The 18,382-nt window shown below is 60.9% G+C and carries 16 protein-coding genes; 5 read left to right on the forward strand and 11 right to left on the reverse strand.

What is annotated here, in order from left to right:
* Positions 1 to 3: 3 nt before the first annotated feature.
* From WC026_RS00700 to WC026_RS00720, 5 genes are all read right to left on the reverse strand, one after another.
* Positions 4 to 780 carry a 3-hydroxybutyrate dehydrogenase gene (locus WC026_RS00700; protein ID WP_372708870.1) on the reverse strand — a complete coding sequence of 259 codons (777 nt, stop codon included), beginning with the start codon at positions 778 to 780 and terminating at the stop codon, positions 4 to 6.
* The gene (locus WC026_RS00705) at positions 780 to 1,535 is read right to left on the reverse strand and encodes an acetoacetate decarboxylase (protein ID WP_372708871.1); all 756 of its coding nucleotides are present in this window, start codon (positions 1,533 to 1,535) and stop codon (positions 780 to 782) included. Before WC026_RS00705 ends, WC026_RS00700 begins: the two co-directional genes overlap by 1 nt.
* Positions 1,532 to 2,677, reverse strand: a complete 1,146-nt coding sequence (locus tag WC026_RS00710) for a patatin-like phospholipase family protein (RefSeq protein ID WP_372708872.1) — start codon at positions 2,675 to 2,677, stop codon at positions 1,532 to 1,534. The genes WC026_RS00705 and WC026_RS00710 overlap by 4 nt, the downstream gene beginning before the upstream one ends.
* Positions 2,678 to 3,272: 595 nt before the next feature.
* Positions 3,273 to 4,874 (reverse strand): DHA2 family efflux MFS transporter permease subunit, encoded by a 1,602-nt coding sequence (locus WC026_RS00715; protein ID WP_372708873.1) that lies wholly within the window; start codon positions 4,872 to 4,874, stop codon positions 3,273 to 3,275.
* Between the two features lie 34 nt (positions 4,875 to 4,908).
* Complete coding sequence (locus WC026_RS00720; protein WP_372708874.1) at positions 4,909 to 6,201, reverse strand: HlyD family secretion protein; 1,293 nt, start codon at positions 6,199 to 6,201, stop codon at positions 4,909 to 4,911.
* A gap of 165 nt (positions 6,202 to 6,366) precedes the next feature.
* Here WC026_RS00720 and WC026_RS00725 point away from each other — a divergent pair, with 165 nt between their 5' ends.
* Positions 6,367 to 7,050, forward strand: a complete 684-nt coding sequence (locus WC026_RS00725; protein WP_372708875.1) for a TetR/AcrR family transcriptional regulator — start codon at positions 6,367 to 6,369, stop codon at positions 7,048 to 7,050.
* 12 nt (positions 7,051 to 7,062) lie between these two features.
* On the opposite strand, the gene asnB is transcribed toward WC026_RS00725, so the two are convergent.
* From asnB to WC026_RS00745, 4 genes are all read right to left on the reverse strand, one after another.
* Positions 7,063 to 9,102: an asparagine synthase (glutamine-hydrolyzing) gene (gene asnB / locus WC026_RS00730; RefSeq protein WP_372708876.1), complete on the reverse strand. Its 2,040-nt coding sequence runs from the start codon at positions 9,100 to 9,102 to the stop codon at positions 7,063 to 7,065.
* Positions 9,103 to 9,388: 286 nt separating this feature from the next.
* Positions 9,389 to 9,673, reverse strand: coding sequence for a hypothetical protein (locus WC026_RS00735; protein WP_372708877.1), 285 nt, complete (start codon positions 9,671 to 9,673; stop codon positions 9,389 to 9,391).
* Positions 9,674 to 9,894: 221 nt separating this feature from the next.
* Positions 9,895 to 10,740: an AAA family ATPase gene (locus WC026_RS00740; RefSeq protein ID WP_372708879.1), complete on the reverse strand. Its 846-nt coding sequence runs from the start codon at positions 10,738 to 10,740 to the stop codon at positions 9,895 to 9,897.
* A 391-nt stretch (positions 10,741 to 11,131) separates the two neighbouring features.
* On the reverse strand, positions 11,132 to 11,335 hold the full coding sequence (locus WC026_RS00745; protein WP_372708880.1) for a hypothetical protein: 204 nt from the start codon (positions 11,333 to 11,335) through the stop codon (positions 11,132 to 11,134).
* 4 nt (positions 11,336 to 11,339) lie between these two features.
* Between WC026_RS00745 and dksA the strand changes: the two genes are divergently transcribed.
* Positions 11,340 to 11,777 carry an RNA polymerase-binding protein DksA gene (gene dksA, locus WC026_RS00750; protein WP_372708881.1) on the forward strand — a complete coding sequence of 146 codons (438 nt, stop codon included), beginning with the start codon at positions 11,340 to 11,342 and terminating at the stop codon, positions 11,775 to 11,777.
* 284 nt (positions 11,778 to 12,061) lie between these two features.
* Entirely contained in the window at positions 12,062 to 12,328 is a 267-nt protein-coding gene (locus WC026_RS00755; protein WP_372708882.1) for a hypothetical protein, read from the forward strand.
* Positions 12,329 to 12,507: 179 nt separating this feature from the next.
* Here the strand turns inward: WC026_RS00755 and WC026_RS00760 are convergent, their stop codons facing one another.
* Positions 12,508 to 12,897, reverse strand: coding sequence for a flagellar biosynthetic protein FliO (locus tag WC026_RS00760; protein ID WP_372708883.1), 390 nt, complete (start codon positions 12,895 to 12,897; stop codon positions 12,508 to 12,510).
* 169 nt (positions 12,898 to 13,066) lie between these two features.
* On the opposite strand from WC026_RS00760, the gene WC026_RS00765 reads away from it, so the two are divergent.
* On the forward strand, positions 13,067 to 15,673 hold the full coding sequence (locus tag WC026_RS00765) for a response regulator (protein ID WP_372708884.1): 2,607 nt from the start codon (positions 13,067 to 13,069) through the stop codon (positions 15,671 to 15,673).
* 533 nt (positions 15,674 to 16,206) lie between these two features.
* Here WC026_RS00765 and WC026_RS00770 read toward each other — a convergent pair.
* A complete protein-coding gene (locus WC026_RS00770) occupies positions 16,207 to 16,764 on the reverse strand; it encodes a formaldehyde-activating enzyme (RefSeq protein WP_372708885.1) in 558 nt (185 codons plus the stop codon).
* Positions 16,765 to 16,972: 208 nt separating this feature from the next.
* Here WC026_RS00770 and recA point away from each other — a divergent pair, with 208 nt between their 5' ends.
* Positions 16,973 to 18,106 (forward strand): recombinase RecA, encoded by a 1,134-nt coding sequence (recA, locus tag WC026_RS00775; protein ID WP_372708886.1) that lies wholly within the window; start codon positions 16,973 to 16,975, stop codon positions 18,104 to 18,106.
* The last annotated feature ends 276 nt before the right edge of the window (positions 18,107 to 18,382 follow it).

The raw sequence follows: 18,382 nt of genomic DNA on the forward strand, positions 1-18,382 counted from the left end.
TTGTCAGTTCATGTGCCAGCCGTGACTGACGATGATGCTCTCGCCAGTCATTGCGTTGGTCTTGAAGGCGGCGAGAAATAGCGCGACCTCGGCGATGTCCGTCACCATCGTGAATTCCTTGTCGACGGTCTCGCCGAGCATCACCTCCTTGATGACGCGTTCTTCCGTGATGCCGAGTTCATGCGCCTGCTCTGGAATTTGTTTGTCGACCAGCGGCGTGCGCACAAAACCAGGACAGATGACGTTGGCGCGCACGCCATGCTTGGCGCCCTCCTTGGCCATCGTCCGCGCAAGCCCGAGCAACCCATGCTTGGCCGTGACGTAGGCGGACTTCAGCGGCGAAGCTTCATGACTGTGCACTGAGCCCATGTAGATGAGGGCGCCCGAACCCTGCTTGTACATGTGCTTGACGCAGGCTTTCGTCGTCAGGAACGCACCGTCGAGATGAATTGCGAGAAGTTTCTTCCAATCCGCGAACGGGAAGTCCTCGATCGGATGCACGATCTGAATGCCGGCGTTCGAGACGAGAATGTCGACCGTGCCAAATGCCGAAACCGTCGCTTCGACCCCGGCGTTGACTTCGTCTTCCTTGGTGACATCCATCGCAACGGCGATCGCATCCTTTTCGCCGCCAAGCTCTTTCGCCGCTGCTTTGGCCGCGTCCAGGTTGAGATCGGCGATGGCGACGCGCCCGCCCGCCTCGACGTAGCGTCGCGCGATCTGATGGCCGATGCCGCTTGCTGCGCCCGTAACCAGGGCGACTTTTCCGTCGAGTTTCATCACGCGCGCTCCTTTTTCGGATCGAGATAATCGTAGATGACCTTGCCGAGTCCTAGCGTGAGATCGGCAAGAATGTGCGTTGCTGAAATAATCTCGCGCACCGGCAGGTCCGCGATCGGCGCCAGCGCGTGCGGCCGGAGATCGAGCGCCGCCGGGCCGCTCCACGCGCCCTTGATGACGACGTCTTCCAGACGGTAGTCGACAAGCTCCAGAATGCGCGGGGTGCCGTCGACGTGCGGGATGATTTTCAAAAGGTAGTTCGGAATTGCAAGCGACTTCGCGACCGCTTTGAGATCGAGGGCCGTGTGCTTGTAGCCCATCGTGCCGGTCGCGATTCGGATGCTTCCATAATCGAGCGTACCGACAAACGTATCCTTGTCCGGGCCGAGCGATGGCTGTGCGTATTTTTTCGGGAATCCCCAAAGCTCGCGGCCGCCGTAGATCGGCGGGCCGTCGTTCAGGAACATCGCGTGCGTATATCCGCCAGCGACACCGTTGAATTTGACCGGAATGACTTGTCCCGATTCGGTGTAGTCGCCGAAGCCCGTCGAATTCGGCATCCGGATGAATTCGTATTTGACGATCGGCTCGTCGAAAGTCAGCGGTTCCGGCACGACTTTTTCGAGTGCCTCTTTGTCGGTTCGATACGTGATGATCAGATATTCGCGGTCGATGAAGCGATAGGGCCCTGGTGGAAACGCCGGACTGGTGAGGGGCATCGCATAAGCGGTTTTACGGACGTCGGCGATTTTCATGTTTGCGTCTCCATTGGGGGCGGCAGGAGCTCTTTGGTGCAATCGAGCACGAGCACGCCGTCTTTCGGCGGTTCGCGATTTTTCCAGGCATCGCTGTTGAGCGTGCTTTCGACGTCGGCGCGCCCGGCCTGCCAGTGCTCGTTGATGGTGTAGCGCGAGAATTCATAGTCGTTCGACTGCGTGGAGTAGGCGGCGCGCCGGTGAATGAGATGCACCAGCGTGACGGCGGCATTGCAACTGAAGCTCGACAACAGCTTCCAGTCGAAGCCCGCCTTGATCTCCTCGGAAAGAACGCCGTCGAGCCTTCGCACGGCGCGCCGCAAGGATTGCAGAACCCTGAAGTAGTCCGTGTTGAGACGTGTGCGGCTTGAATATCGGATTTCCTTTTCGCGCGTCTGCACGTCGAATAGCGTCTTTGGAATGGGACCGCGCGCGCTGAACAGATCGATCTGGAAGATCGTCATGTCGTCGCGCGGTAGTCCGCCGTCGAGAATGTATTGCAGCGGTGTATTCGAGACGATGCCACCATCCCAATAGAGCTTGCCGTCGATTTCGACCGGTGGAAAACCTGGCGGCAGCGCCCCCGACGCCATGATGTGCTCCGGCTTGATCTCCTCATGCAGGCTGTCGAAATATTTGAGATTTCCGGTATCGAGCTCGACGGCGCCGATGCTGAACTGAACAGCGCCCGAATTCAAAATGTCGAAATCAACAAGTTCCAGCAGCGTCTCTTTGAGGGGGTACGTATCGTAGATGCTGATCGCATCCCTCGTGCCGGGTAGATTGAAAACGGCCGGCGGATAGCGTGGCGTGAAGAACCCTGGTGCTCCCGTCGTGGCGACGAGCGCCGCGCTCGTTTCATTGAAAATCTTGCGTGAGTTGTCATCGGTCGCAAGCGGCGGCAATGTCAGGCGGCTTGAGACGAGATCCCAGAACTTGCGAAGCCGAGGTCCACGATTTTCCGGACGATTGCCGGCGATGATTGCGGCGTTGATCGCGCCGATGGAAATGCCCGCCACCCAGTCGGGCTCGATGCCCGCGGCGGAAAGAGTTTCGTATGCTCCCGCCTGATAGGCGCCGAGAGCACCGCCGCCTTGCAGCACGAGCACGGTCTTTTCGCGTTTGGCTTTCGGCTTTGGCATGTTCCTCGATCGACCTTGGGGGGAAGGACTGTGGACGAGGTAGCTTGGCAGATGTGGATGTCAGTCGTGCGGTGTTGCAATGCGTCAGATCGTTGCCGGTGGCAAGCGGAACCGCAGCCGATGACACGCGTCCACCCTTGGGCAGAGTCAAATTCCCGTTAACGGTCGGCACCGGCAAGTGTTCCCTCCCGCTTCATGCCGCGCAGTCGCACAGCAGGAATGTTAGTCAAGTCCCATGATGATATGAGAGCTATCCGATCCCCATCTTCCGTTATCTCAGCAAATGATCTCGCGATTGAACGAAGCATCGGTCGAGCGCGAAAGGCTGCCTCGTGTCGTGGATGGGCGCCTTCGCGGCCATGACGGAGTCATGGGCTGACACTCGTTAGCCGTTCATCCTTCTGTTCAACTTCGGTGAATGATGAGGAATTCTCTGGGCGACACCGCACTCTTGCCGTCATGGCCGCGAAGGCGGCCATCCACGCGAGCCGATGATTTCGTGAGGGGCGCCGTGACGGGGGCACACGGCAGCCCCTCACTCTAAATCTCTCCCGCCCGGAGTGCAGCGAAGCGGGAGAGATAACGGTGTTCGCGCCTAGTGACCTCCTGCCCCTGCGGGGATCGCCGCAGGCTTGCGCATCAGCATCGTGAAAAGACCGGCGCTCGCAAATAGCAGCGTCAGAAACAGGAAGACATCGGCGAACGACAGGACGTTGGCTTGCGTGCGCACGAGCATCGCAAGCTGCTTCAGTGCCGACAGATCGCCGTCGGGCAGCATTTGCGACATGGACTGCTGCATGTTGGCGAGCTGATCCTCCGCCACGGCGCGGCCCCACGAAACGCTCTCATGCAGCCGTGCAAGATGCAGGTCGAGACGCTTGTTGAGCAGCGTGTTGATCACCGCGAGGCCGACCGCGCCGCCGAGGTTACGCGTCAGGTTGAACAAACCCGATGCATTCTTCAACTGATCAGGCGGCAGCGTGCCGAGCGACAGATTGTTGATTGGCACCATGCACAGCATCAGCGACGAGCCGCGCAGGATCTGCGGGATGAACAGTTCCCAGAAATCCCAGTCCGACGTGATGCTGGTGGTCCAATAGGTCCCGAGGGCGAACCCCGAAAAACCGATCAGCATCATCACGCGTGGATCGAGAACGCTCGCCAACCGTCCGCTGATCGGTGCGGTGAGGAACATCGCGACGCCCGTGACGAACATCGTTTCGCCGATCATGAGCGCATCGTAGCCGCGCACCTGCGCGAGATAGACCGGATAAAGATAGGTCAGGCCGTAAAGCCCGACGCCCATCGTGAAGCTGAAGGCCGACCCGAACGCAAAGTTGCGGTCTCGGAAGGCGCGAAGCTCGACAATCGGTTCCCTCGCGGTTGCCGCGCGCCAGAAGAAGACGATTGCGCCGACGACAGTCAGCGCCGCGAACGTCGCGATGGTACGGTCATCGAGCCAGTCGTAGCGCGGGCCTTCTTCGAGTACGTACTCGAGCGAGCCGAGCATCACCGCCATGCCGGCGAGCCCGACGAAATCGAAACGCCTAAGAAGCGAATGATTGGGTTTGTCGAAATCGACGAGGAAATACACCGCAATCGCGACGAGAATTCCGGGGCCGACATTGACGAGGAACAGCCAGTGCCAGGAAAAGGCATTGCTGAGGTAGCCGCCGACTGTCGGGCCGATCGTCGGCGCAAGCGTCGCGACAAGACCGATGATCGGTGACACGATGTTTCGCTTCGACGGCGGAAAGAGCGAGAACGCCACCGCGAACACGCTCGGGATCATGCCGCCGCCGATGAAGCCCTGCAGCGCCCGGTAGACGATCATCTGATCGATCGACGTTGCGGTCGCGCAGAGTGCGCTCGCGGCGGTGAAGCCGATTGCCGCCGAAAGGAACAGCACGCGCGTCGACAATGCCCGCGCCAGGAATCCCGAAAGCGGGATCATCACGACTTCGGCGATCAGATACGCCGTCTGCACCCACGGAATTTCATCCGAGCTTGCCGAAAGCCCGGCCTGGATTTCCGAAAGCGATGCGGAGACGATTTGAATATCGAGGATCGCCATGAACATGCCGAACACCATCGCCATGAAGCCAGCGAGCTGGCGCGGCGTGACGCCGATCCAGGCGAGCGTGCCCGGCGGCACGTCGGAAGCGGCATTGGTTCTTGGTGTTTCTGATCGGCTCATCGTCCGTCACCTTCAGGTAACGCGATCTGCAGGATTAGTTCGAAGCGTGCTGCTGCCCGGCGGCGTTGGGCGTCGTGCGCGTATCGATGTCGACGACGACCGACAACCCCGGCCGTAACCGGCCTTTGGCTTCCGACGCCGGAACTTCGATGCGCACGGGCACCCGCTGTACGATCTTCGTGAAGTTGCCGGTCGCGTTTTCGGGCGGCAACAGCGAGAACTGCGATCCCGACGCGGGCGCCACGCTGACGACCTTGCCCTTCAGCACAGCGCCGCCAAGCGCATCGACCTCGACGTCCGCGTCCTGCCCGACGACGACGAGGCCAAGCTGCGTCTCCTTGAGGTTGGCGTCGACATAAACCTTATCGAGCGGGATGATGGCGGCGAGCCGCTTTGCCGGCGTCACGTAGTCGCCCACCTGCACGTTTTTGTTGCCGACGATGCCGTCGAACGGGGCGCGGATGACCGTGAACGACAGATCGCGCGCGGCCTGATCGACCGCGACCTGCAGTTCTTTCGCGACCTGCGTTGCCTGTCCGCGCTGCGCATGCAGAAGCGCAATATTGGCATCGGCCGACTGGATCGCGGCTTCGTCGGCCTTGACCTGTGCCCGCGCGGAATCGCGCGCCGCGATCGCCGCGTCGAGAGAAGCCTTTGTCGCGTAATCCTTCGCGGTCAGTGCGTTTGTGCGCGCGTAGTCGGCTTCCGTCTTGATGACGTTGGCTTTCGCGGCGTCGATCTGGGCGCGGGCCTGCGCCGCCGCCGCTTCCGCCGCCTTGATCTGCGCATCGAACGTCGCGATCGCGGCATTCTGCGTCGCGAGCTTGGACTTCGACTGCTCGAGCGCCAGCCGGTAGTCGCCGTCATCGAGGCGAACGAGGACGTCGCCCCTTTTGACGGACTGGTTGTCGGCGACCGGCACGTCGGCGACGTAAGCGGGAACCTTTGGCGAAACCATCGACATGTGCACGCCGACATAGGCGTCGTCCGTCGACACGATGAAGCGGCCGACGGTGATGTAGTGATACGCGAACCAGACGCCGCCGAGCAGAGCGAGCGCGCCGATGCCGATGAAAATCGGCTTTCTGCGCGACGAGGGCTTCGACGTTTGCTTGTCCGCAGCCGGAGACGCGCTGCTGGTTTCGCGTGCCGTCGCGGGTTCGCCGGAGTCGGCGCTCGGCGCGGCGTCGGCTGTTGTCGGTGGAACCTGCGGAGCGTCGTTGGCGACGGAGTGAAGGCGTGCGCTGCCGCCCTGATCTTGGTTCTGGCTATGCGGACTCCGGTCCCGAGTCTGATCGAGGACCGACTGCAATGTCCCTCGCGCCATGATCGCAATTCCTTATCACTAACAGGCAATATGAACCGAACGGTTCAGTTCAGGGGTTGACATAGCGCGTGCAACAGGCAATATCAAGAGGAAACTGAACCGTTCGGTTCGCATATTTTCTCTTATCAACATGCTGGCCGGTAAGGCTCACGTAGGAACAAAGCCATGGAAATACGCAGCGTATCCCCGGAAGCATCCCCCGAAGTCTCGGAACGCCGTGGGGGCCGGCCCGCAGCCGGAACCGACCCGCAAAAGCGGCGGCAGATATTGGAAGGGGCAGGCCGCGTTTTCTCGACGCTCGGCTTCGATGCAGCGAGCATGAACGACGTGGCGCGCGAGGCAAAGGTGTCGAAGGCGACGCTCTATGTTTACTTCCAGGACAAGGAGCACCTTTTCACGTCGATCTGCGCCGAGCGTCGCGATCGCAACATTTCAGAGCTGATTTCGCTCCTCGACCCGAAGAAGCCGGTGAGAGAAACGCTGTTCCACTTCGGCACCGAGATGATGCGGCTTCTATCCGATCCGTTCGTCGTCGCGGCGCATCGCATCGTCATCGGCGTTGCCGAACGGATGCCGGAAATCGGCACCGAATTTTTCGAGGCCGGCCCGAAGCGCATGGCGACCGCGCTCGCGGCCTACATCGAGGCCCACATTGCGGCGGGACGGTTGAGCGTGCCGGATGCCTATCTCGCCGCGGCGCAATTCCTGGAGCTTGTGCAGTCGCTGATCTTCCGTCCGCGTCTCTACGGCGCGATCACGGAGCGGCCGACCGAGCAGGAGATCGACAAGGTCGTCGCCTCCGCGGTCACGATGTTTCTCGCGGCCTATCGTGCACAGGATGCGGGCTGACGCAGCCGGTCGTCAGACGGCGGCAGCCTCAGGTGTCTGCTCCGCGAACGCCAGGTCGCGAGGGTCTTTCTCGACTCCCGAGAGAGTGTACCAGTCGGGCAGGTTCGCGAGTGAGGAATCGATGAAGGTATGGTGCCAGAGCTGCGTTGCGAGCACCGCGACGAGCCCGAGTTCCATCGAGCTTCGCTGATAGAAGCGCGACGACAGCTCGGTATATTTCGTCCGCCAAAGCGCGACCGCCTCAGGATCGAAATATCCGGTTTTCTTCAGAGACGCTTCGCTCAGCAGCTCGTCGACGTAAGGCAGCCGCTGCTGCAGGAAGAAGCCGTCGAGCGGCGCACGGAACATGCCCTTCGGCCGCCACGCGACAGACTTCGGCAGCCATTTTTCCGCGACGCGCCGCAGCAGATATTTCTCCCGGAGCCCTTTGATCTTCCAATTCGGATCGAGCCCGGCGACGAAATCGAACACGTTATTGTCGAGGAACGGGTAGCGCATCTCGACCGACTGGCTCATCGCGATGCGGTCGCCCTTGAGGCTCAAAAGCTGTCCGGGAAGATGGATACGGCCCGCCCAGTAGATGGCGCGATTGATGGGATGCCAGCGCTCGGCGCGTCCGAGGTCGGGAGCGAAATCGGCGTAGGGATCGTGATCGCCGAGTTCGCCGAGCATATCGGCGCTGTAGAAGCGAAAGCGCGATGCGCCGAGCAGATCGTAAAAGCGCTGGAACGGATGCGCGCCTCCAGCCGATGGCGCGCAGCGGTCGAGGTAGGCGACGGCATCCTTGTTACAGCCGAGCCATGTGAAGAAGCGTTTGCGAATGGCCGCATCGAGCGTGCCGCCTGAAATGGCGCCGAGCCATTCGACTATCCGGTCGATCTTGTACCACGGGTAGCCCGCGAGCCATTCGTCGGAGCCTTCGCCGGTCAGCGCGACTTTGAAGCCTTTTTCATGTACTTTTCCGGCAAGAAGCATCAACGCCGTACACGACGTATCCGTGACCGGCGCTTCCGTCGCGACCAGCAGCCGTTGATAGTTCGCGACGATCTCGTCCGAGCCGCACGGCACGATCGTTGGATCGGCCTGGAGATGGCGCGAGATCACCGCCGCCTGCTTGGTCTCGTCGAGTTTCGGGTCGCGGATTTTAACGGTAAAGGTTGCGGGCGACGCGCCGAGAATGTCTCGCGCCATCGCGACGACGGTGCTCGAGTCGACTCCGCCGCTCAGATACGACGCGACCGGAACGTCCGCCCTGAGCCGCCGCTTCACCGCAGCATAGAGAACGCTTTCGAACTCATTGACGAGCGCCTTCTCATTCTGACCGCGCGCTTCTTGTCCCTTGTCGGGAAAATCCATCGTCCAATACGCGTGCTCGCTGATCCTGGCGGCCTCGCCCGGACGCCCGCGCGCGATCTTCAAGAACTTGCCGGGCTGCAGGATGTTGATGCCTTCGAAGCAGCTGAACGGGCCTGCAACGGCGAGGAAATTGAAAACCGCGTCGATGCCGCGCCGGTCGGGCTTCGGCTCGATCATGCCGGTCGCGAGCAGCGTCTTGATCTCCGATCCGAAGATCAGCCAGTCGTTTCCGAAGCGCGTCGTGCGTGTCCAGTAGAGCGGGCAAATTCCGAAACGATCGCGCGCCAGAATGAATTGCTGCTTGCGTTCGTCGAACAGCGCGACGGCAAACTGGCCGTTGAGCTTCTCGAACATGTCTTCGCCATGCTCTTCCCACATGTGCGGAAGAATTTCGGTATCGCAATGCGTTTTCAGCGTGTGGCCGCGCGCCGTCAGATCGCTGCGCCAATCGTTGTGGTCGTAGATTTCGCCATTGAAGATGACGGAGACGGATTTGTCCTCGTTGAACATTGGCTGTTGCCCGTCGGCCAATCCGACGATGCTGAGCCGTCGCGATGCGAAGCCGACACCGGGGCGTTGCAGATAGCCGTCCTCGTCCGGTCCGCGATGGTACATCGCATCGGCGGCGCGCTTGAGCACGGAAGCGGGAACCGCGCGGCGCCCTTTAAGATCGATGATACCGAAGATGCCACACATACAACGTCCAACTTTCCTGAGGGCGAGTGATTGAGCAGCAAGCGCGGCCGATGAAATGAGATCGAGGCCGCATCACCGCAGTTCCGCCGAGCAAGCTCTGGCGCACGAAATAGCAGCGGTCACCGTCCAGCGGCTTCCGAGGCTTAAATATGGCCGGCAATTCACAGAATGGTAATTGCCGTTCGCGTCAAATACGCACTACGCATATCTTAAGGGAGCTAGGCCGGAAGGCTTAGCCCCCTTTTCGAATAGCAGTAAATAAACCGCCGATGGTGACGGGAAATGCTTAGGGCGCCGGAGCTGGGCTCGGCGTCGTACTGTCGCCAGCCGCGGGTGCTGGGGCGGGTGTTTCCGCAGCGGCCTTCTCTGCGGCGGCTTTCTCTGCTGCAGCCTTATCGGCCGCTTCCTTGGCTTCCGTTGCCGCCTTGTCGGCGTCAGCCGCCGCTTTGTCGGCGGTCGTGCTTTCGGTCGCAGCCTTGTCGGCAGCGTTATCGGCTTTTTCCTTCTGACTATCGCAAGCCGCGCTCCCAAGCGCGCCGAGTACAGCCAGCGCAATTAGCAACTTTCTCATGACACATCTCCTAGCCGCAAAAGTAGTCTCACCGCTGAGTTAAGTAGGTGTGCGGGCATTCAGGCGCAATCACCGGCCGAAATCAAGGCGATTGGCGGGAAATGCGGCCAGGCAACTGAACATGGTTCGCGATAAGAGAACGAATTTCATCTAATTCGCAGTTGCGAGAGCCGGTTCGATGATTGTCCTGGTGACATGAGAGCCGGACGTTCGCGAGGCGGCTAGTCCTTGCGCCGGCGCGTCATGAACGCCAAACGCTCGAGCAGATGGACGTCCTGCTCGTTCTTGATGAGGGCTCCGGCGAGTGGCGGCACGAGCTTGCGCGGATCGCTTTCGCGGATAAGGGCGGGATCGATATCCTCGTGCAGAAGCAACTTCAGCCAGTCGAGCAATTCCGAGGTCGACGGCTTTTTCTTGAGGCCCGGGACATCGCGCAATTCGTAGAAAATCCGTAGCGCGTCGCCGACCAGCTGTTTTTTGAGCCCAGGGAAATGCACGTCCACGATACGCCGCATCGTCTCGGCGTCGGGGAACTTGATGAAGTGGAAAAAGCAGCGCCTGAGAAACGCGTCGGGCAATTCTTTTTCGTTGTTCGACGTGATGAGCACGATCGGCCGCGTCGTGGCTTTCACCGTTTCGCCCGTCTCGTAGACGAAGAATTCCATGCGATCGAGCTCTTGCAGCAGATCGTTCGGAAATTCGATGTCCGCCTTGTCGATTTCGTCGATCAGCAGCACGGACCGCTCGGCCGCCGTGAACGCCTCCCAGAGCTTGCCGCGCTTGATGTAGTTCGCAATGTTCTTGACGCGCTCATCGCCGAGCTGGCCGTCACGCAGTCGCGAAACGGCGTCGTATTCGTAAAGGCCTTGCTGCGCCTTCGTCGTCGATTTGATGTGCCATTCGATCAATGGCGCGCCAAGCGCTCTTGCAACTTCGGCGGCGAGAACCGATTTGCCTGTCCCGGGTTCGCCTTTGATGAGAAGCGGACGCTGCAGCTGAATGGCGGCGTTGACCGCGACCTTCAAATCGTCGGTCGCAACGTAGGAGGAGGTGCCCTCGAATTTCATGAAATGCCGTGACCTCGGAGTTTGTGGTCTCCCACTCTAAGGGTCGCCCGAAAGGGCGGGCAAGATGACGGAAACGCACGACAGGCGTAGGACGAACGTCCCCGATCCTGGCATGCTGCAGAACTGTTCGGTTCAAGCCATTGTTTTTGCATCGATAATTAAGTCGCTTTTAGACGCGGATTGGCCGCCGCGCGTGCTTGACTTAAGGCCGTCTCGAATAGATAAGGATCGGCCGGAAACGGGGCCCGATTCCATTTGGATCGAGTTTCCTTCGGCAACGATTATCAGCTCGAGCGCATAAGCCTCAGGAGAGGCGGACGATGAGCAAGACAATCGCGGCAAAGACGGCGAAGAGAAAACCCGCCGATAAGAAGGCTGTTGCCAAGTCCGCTCAGTCGGCAAAGGCCAGCAAAACGTCGGCAGGCAAACCTGCTGCAGACAAAAAGAAAACGGCGGCAAAACCGGCTCCGTCTTCCAAAGAGAAGATGGCAATGGCCGCTAAACCAGCAGTAAAGAAGGCTGCGGCAGCAAAAGTTGCAGCGCGGCCGGCCGCAACGCCAAAACCGGCGTCCAAGAAGTCAGAGGGTACGAACAAGAAGATGGCTCCGCGCGTAAAGATTGCAGATATCGTTCTTCCTGCTGGCTACAAGCCCTCGGACAACGAGCCGTTCATGAACGACATGCACAAGGCTTATTTCCGCAGGCGGCTGCTTGACTGGAAAGACGAAATTTTGCGCCAGACGCGCGAAACGCTCGCCATCCTGCACGAGGATTCGACCCAGCACGCCGATCTCGCCGATCGCGCGACGTCGGAAACCGACCGCGCGACCGAACTCAGGACGCGCGACCGCCAGCGCAAGCTGATCTCCAAGATCGATGCGGCGCTCGGCCGGATCGAGGACGGCACCTATGGCTATTGCGAGGATACGGGCGAACCGATCGGCCTGAAGCGGCTCGATGCCCGCCCGATCGCCACGCTTTCCGTCGAAGCGCAGGAGCGCCACGAGCGTCGCGAGCGCGTTTACCGCGAGGAATAAGCCTGGGCACGGCGCGACTTGACCTTGGCCGTCCTATTCCGCGACACGGCTTTACCGGCCATTAATTGATTAGGACGACACTCTTCTACCACAGCTTGTGCGCCCGGCCGTTCGCGCCGGGCGGCCGGCTCCCCGGAGGAGGGGCACCGGCGCAGCGCAACGTCCGCGCCGGGCGGCCAGCTCCCCGGAGGGAAGTCGGCGGCGCAGAGCAACGTCCGCGCCGGGCGGCCGGCTCCCCGAAGGGGAGTCGCCCGGCGCAGAGCAAGAAGAGAAGGGTAACGCTCGTGTCGATTACGATCTCGTCTACGCTGACGGTAGCGGCGGCAGCGACGATGGCAAGCGCCATCCTGTCGTCGGCATCGTGGGTCAATGCGCTTCCCTATGTGGACGCGACCGCAAGCCCCGCCATGTGGAATACGCCGGCGGCGCGCAAGACACTCGCACGAGCGGCGAAGATCGTTCGGCAGGATAAGGTCGCGAGCGCCGTCAGGCCCTTCGATCTTCGCAAGCTGACGCTGGCTGATTTCGGCGACGTCGACGGTTCGCGGTAATTTGACTGAGGCAGTTACGACAAAATCCAGCAAAACCGGTCGTGGATGGCCTCTTTCGCCGCCATGACGGATTTGCACGCAATATTTGAATCGCCTCATGCCGTTTGGTGGAACCAGCCTGCTCTCACCTGCGATCACCGGCCTCCGCCACCTAGTCCCAATTCCCTATTCCTCAATCCCTAAAACTGCGGCCCCGTATCCGACGGAGGCGGAGTTTGCGCGCCGCGTCCGAACATCGGCGGGCGCCGGAAGCCTCCGCGCTCGCGGGGCGCCGAAATTTCAGCATGTGGTGGCGCGGCGGGCGGTGTAATGCCCGTTTCTATGACGACATCGACAGGTCCGCCGGTCATGAGCAGATGTTCGACGCCATCGCGCCGGATCAGCACCAGCTTTCTGCGGCTGTCGACACTGGCATGATCGACGACTTCGAGGCGGCGCTCGCCTTTTTGCCGGAACAGAACCGACGACGGGCTGGTCCCATTCAAATAAGCCCGCACGAAAACCGCGATTCCCGCGCTTGCCAGCCCCAGCACGACCAACAGCAACGTCCAGAAAATATAAGTTTGCATGCGTGCCTCGCGCCGGTTGCCTGAATGCCGCGTGTCGAAATCTTGCAAGAGAGTGCGATCGATACACGCGAGTTGACTGCATGTTAACTCTCTTGAGGGAAGTCTTAGCCAACAGAAAAGCGCCGACTCGTTGCGGCACAGTTGCAGTTGCGTTTGAGTTCCAGTTCCCATGCTCCAGACTGACGCCCCGGCCATCGAGAATCAGATAGATTCCGAGCCCATGAAGGATCGCGAGGCGTTGAGGATCGATGCCGCCACGATCGATCCGCTGAACACAGCGGAAGGGTTCGGCGGTTTCCTCCCTATAGCACTGATCGTTGCCGCGGCGGGCGCCTTGGTTTTTGGCCTGCTTGCGAGCAGCTCCGGCAAGCCGGTTCTGCTGACCGTGATCGCGGTTCTGGCGATGCTCGGCATGTTCCTGATTTTCGGCGTCGCCGCCGGCCACATTCGCATCGGAGCCCGCGTCGCGCCGGGCGACCTGCTCAAGGCTGCCGCCGACGCCAGCGACGAGCCGCAGATTCTCGCGCATCTCGACAGCACGGTCGTCTACGCGAATGCGGCGCTCGACGACATGTTCGGCCGCCACGAAGCCGGAGCGTTCGCCGCTCTCGATGCCGTCATGAGTGCCGAACCCGAAGCGACGCAAGCCCTCTTCCGCCTGACGCGCGCCGCTGAGCGCGGCGAGATACGCAACGAGGATGTCCACCTGCGGCCGGGTCCGAGCCGGCGTCCGGCATGGGTCAGGATTTCGGTTCGCCCGTTCGTATCGACCGGTAATGGCGACGGCACCGTGACGCGTCAGCGCCTTGCGCTGTGGCGGATCAGGGACATTTCGAAAGACAAGGCGCAGGAAGCACAGCGCGTAGGTACTCTCGAAACCGCGCTTGCTGCCTTCGATACGATGCCGGCCGGTTTCATGTCGATCGCCGGCGACGGAACCATCCTCCACGTCAACGCCGCGTTCGAGCATTGGCTCGGCTATCCGGTCGGCTCGCTTCGATCGCACCATCTTCGCTTGGCCGAGTTGGCCGGCAGCGACGGCGCTCGTCTTCTCGAGCACATGGCCGAGATACCGGAAGCCGACCAGCGCGTCGTCGATCTCGACCTGACGCGTCAGGACGGCCGTATGGTGCCGCTGACGCTTCTCGTCGAACCCGTTGGTGATCAACCGGATCAGGGCTTCACGATCACCGCCATCAACCGGCTGACAGCCGGACTCGGAGATCGCACGCATCAGGACGTTCGCGCCTCGCAGTTCTTTCAATCGGCGCCATTCGGCATCGCGACGATTGACGGCGAAGGACGGATCGCGAGCTGCAACGCCGCGTTCATGCGCCTGGTGCTCGACGGCCGTCCGGCGCAGGACGTGCTGGCCTCCGAAGCGCTGGGCCGGACCGGCGACACCAGCGAGCGCACGCGCATCGAGGAAGGGCTCGCCGAGGTCCTTGCCGGGCGCGGCAATGTCCAGCCGATCGAGATTACGTCGGGCGATCAGAAACAGTTTACGTGCCGCGTGTTCATGTCGCCGCTCGCCGCCGTATCGGGTGGCGCCGCCGCCGCGCTCTACGTCATCGACGCGACCGAGCAGAAGCAGCTCGAGGACAGGGTCTCGCAGGCTCAGAAGATGGAAGCGGTCGGCAATCTGGCCGGCGGTATCGCGCACGATTTCAACAACGTGCTGACGGCCATCATCGGCTTTTCCGACCTGTTGCTGCAGACGCATCGCCCGAGTGATCCATCGTACAAGGATATCAAGAACATCCAATCGGCGGCGTACCGCGCCGCCAATCTCGTCGCTGGACTGCTTGGCTTTTCCCGCAAGCAGACGCAGCAAGTCTCGGTGTTCGACCTGAACGAGTTGACGTCGGATATGCGTGCCATGCTCAAGACGCAGGTGCGCGAGAAAATCGATCTGCAGTTTCAGGCCGGGCGCGATCTCTGGTATGTCCGCGCCGACAGCAACCAGCTTTATCAGGTCATCCTGAACCTTGCCCGCAATGCCCGCGACGCGATGTCGGACGGCGGCAAGCTGACGATCCGCACGCGGAACGTCACCGAGCGCGAAAGCCAGCGCATGAGCCCGGCCGCGGGCTTCACGCCGGGCGAATACGTACTGCTCGAAATCTCCGACACCGGCACCGGCATGAGTCCGGAAGTGATGGCGAAGATCTTCGAGCCGTTCTTCACGACCAAGGGCATCGGCAAGGGCACGGGCCTGGGGCTCGCTTCCGTCTACGGCATCATCAAGCAGTCCGGCGGTTTCATTTTCCCCGAGAGCGAACTCGGCAAAGGCACGACCTTTAAAATCTTCCTGCCGCGCTATGTCGTCGAGGACAACGAAGAGGCGCCGCCGGTGCGGCCGCAACCGATCAACCCTGGCCGGGGGGATGTGAATGCGACCGATCTCACCGGCACCGGCCGCGTGCTGCTTGTCGAGGACGAGGTCGAGGTGCGCCAGTTCGCGGTGCGGGCGCTGAAGCGTCAGGGCTATCAGGTTCTGGAAGCGACGGACGGCGTCGAGGCGCTCGAAATCATGGCGGCCAACGAGGGCATGATCGACATCGTCGTCTCGGACGTCGTGATGCCGGAGATGGATGGCCCGGCGCTCTTCAAGGAACTCAGGCAGCGCAACCCGTCGATCAAGGTGATCTTCGTTTCGGGCTATCCGAACGAAGCCTTCCGCGAGAGCATGGGCTCCGACAACTTCGCCTTCCTGCCGAAGCCATTCTCGCTGCCGCAACTCGCCGCCAAGGTGAAGGAAGAACTCGCGAAGTAGGCGCGGACTTCGTCATCCTCGGCCGAGCGCCATGCGACGGCCGGGGATCAGCACAAGACTCGTCGCAGACGCGATATCGGACCTTCCGCAATTCTTCCGCTGGGTTCCCGAACGGCTTCGCAAGCTCAGCCGCCAAATAAAACGGCAAAATTTGGAGCAGCGTCGCTCTACACGTGTGTGGTTGGCCCGCAATCACCTCCCCTCAACGAGCAGGGAACACGATGGGCTTCTTCGCAAATACAACTCATTGCGAAAGCAAAGGACGACCCGACGAAGTAGGATACGGGCGGTCTTCTGATCATCAGAAGACCGCCCGCATGTGCGAACCGAACGCCGTGGATGGCCGCCTGCGCGGCCATGACGGGTTTGCGGGTGTACGAACGGATTTGTGATAATCCGTAAGAGTTCGTCTTGGCTCGGCTTCTCAAGTTCCGCTCATAGCATCAAAACCATAACGTCATGGCCGCGAAGGCGGCCATCCACGCCATGCCGATGCTTGTCTTCCGAACGGCTCGAACGGTAGACGCCGAACCTCAGATCTCGCCCTTGAGACCCTTCTCGAAGTATTTGTGAATGACCTTGTCCTGGTTCTCGAGCAGCCAGTCGATCGTCGGCTGATAGGTCATTGCCTTGTGGATAGCGAGCGCCGTCGCCTTGCGATGAATGTCGAACAGGATCTTGTGGTCGAGCTTCTCGATCGTGGCGACCGACGGATTGAGCCACACCGACACGATGATGCCGAGGTCGTCGACCTTATCGCGCGGCAGGTCGCCCGAGCGCACCGCGTCCAGAACGCCCATCGACGTTGCGTACTGCACGGTGCCCATCAAGATGTTCGTGTAGCGCTCGTTCTCGACCGTCACCTTGCTGACGCAGAGCGTTGGCGGACGCACCATGACGTCGGTGTTGAGCAGCGACAGCACCTTGCTGTGGCCCTTGGTCTGGTCGCCGAGAAGCGTCGCGAATGCCGTGCCGAAGGGGCCATCCAGTTCGCCGATCGCGACCTCGGGTTCCGCCGCCGTGCCTGGAGGACCGCCGGCCACCAGGGCCTCGCCGATACGAATTCCGAAACGGCCGCTTGCTGCGCTCATGTCCAAATACCTCGTTTGCGTTTCCTGAAATCATCCGGCTATGACGCCGTAGAGGCGAGCGATAGCCTAGGTCCGGCATGTCCACTCGATAAGTTGCGCTTATTTAGGCGCGATAAGAACAAAACGTGATTGACGACTTTGGAACAAATAGGGTACATATATCCTTAATTGAAGGCGCAGGGCGCTTGCCATATTGAGGGTGACGACGATGGAACGGCCGGATTGGACTGTGCTCGAAGGGGGCAAAATGGACAAGAAGCAGGCGCTCGAACATGCGCTTCAACAGATCGACAAGCTCCATGGCAAGGGCTCGATCATGCGCCTGGGCGCTAATGATAAAATCGACATCGAAGCAATTTCGACGGGCTCGCTTGGTCTGGATATCGCGCTTGGTATCGGCGGACTTCCGAAGGGCCGTATCGTTGAAATTTATGGACCGGAATCCTCGGGCAAGACCACGCTGACACTGCAGGTGATAGCGGAGGCCCAGAAGAAGGGTGGAATTTGCGCGTTCGTGGATGCCGAGCACGCCATCGATCCGGGGTACGCCAAGAAGCTCGGCGTCAAGATCGAGGACCTTCTGATTTCGCAGCCCGATACGGGCGAGCAGGCGCTTGAGATCGCTGACACGCTCGTCAGATCCGGCGCCATCGACGTGCTGGTCATCGATTCGGTAGCGGCATTGACTCCCAAGGCCGAGCTTGAAGGCGAGATGGGCGATATGCAACCCGGCATGCAGGCGCGCCTTATGAGTAAGGCGTTGCGCAAGCTCACCGCCGCGATCTCGAAGTCGAATACGATGGTGATCTTCATCAACCAGATCCGCATGAAGATCGGCGTCATGTTCGGCAATCCGGAAACGACGACGGGCGGCAATGCCCTGAAGTTTTATGCGTCCGTCCGCCTCGACATCCGCCGCATCGGCCAGATCAAGGAGCGGGAAGAAGCGGTCGGCAACCAGACGCGCGTCAAGGTCGTGAAGAATAAGGTGGCGCCGCCCTTCAAGCAGGTCGAGTTCGACATCATGTACGGCGAAGGCATCTCGAAAGTCGGCGAGCTGATTGATCTCGGTGTCAAGGCCGGCATCGTCGAAAAGTCGGGCGCCTGGCTTTCGTATAACGGTGATCGCATCGGCCAGGGGCGCGAGAACGCCAAGACGTATCTTAAGGAAAACCCGAAGGCCGCCAACGAGATCGAAAATGCGATTCGCGCCAACGCCGGATTGATCGTCGAAAAGATGCTGGTCAACCCGGACGCGGGTGAGGACGACGGCGAGGAGCCGGACGAGGACGGCGTCCTGCCCGATGAGGAGACCAAGAAAATCGCCAAGGGCAAACGCTGACGAATATACCGTCATCCTCGGCCGAGCGCGCGTCGCCGCGCGACGGCCGGGGACCCAGTATAAGGCGCGCCGCAGGCCCCTTATTGTGCTTGCGGCAAATCTTGCATTGAAGTTCCGGCCCGGGCCGAGAATGACTGCCGATGAATGACTAAGGAACGTCCCCCCGCGTCATGGCTGCACCGGCGGCCATCCACGGCAACGGCAATCCTGAAAATCTCAAGCGGCGCGGCGGCCTTTCAGTCTCACCCGCCGTTTCTGGACACCCTCACGGGCCGC

The sequence above is a fragment of the Hyphomicrobium sp. genome (assembly GCF_041674905.1).
Lineage (GTDB): Bacteria > Pseudomonadota > Alphaproteobacteria > Rhizobiales > Hyphomicrobiaceae > Hyphomicrobium_B.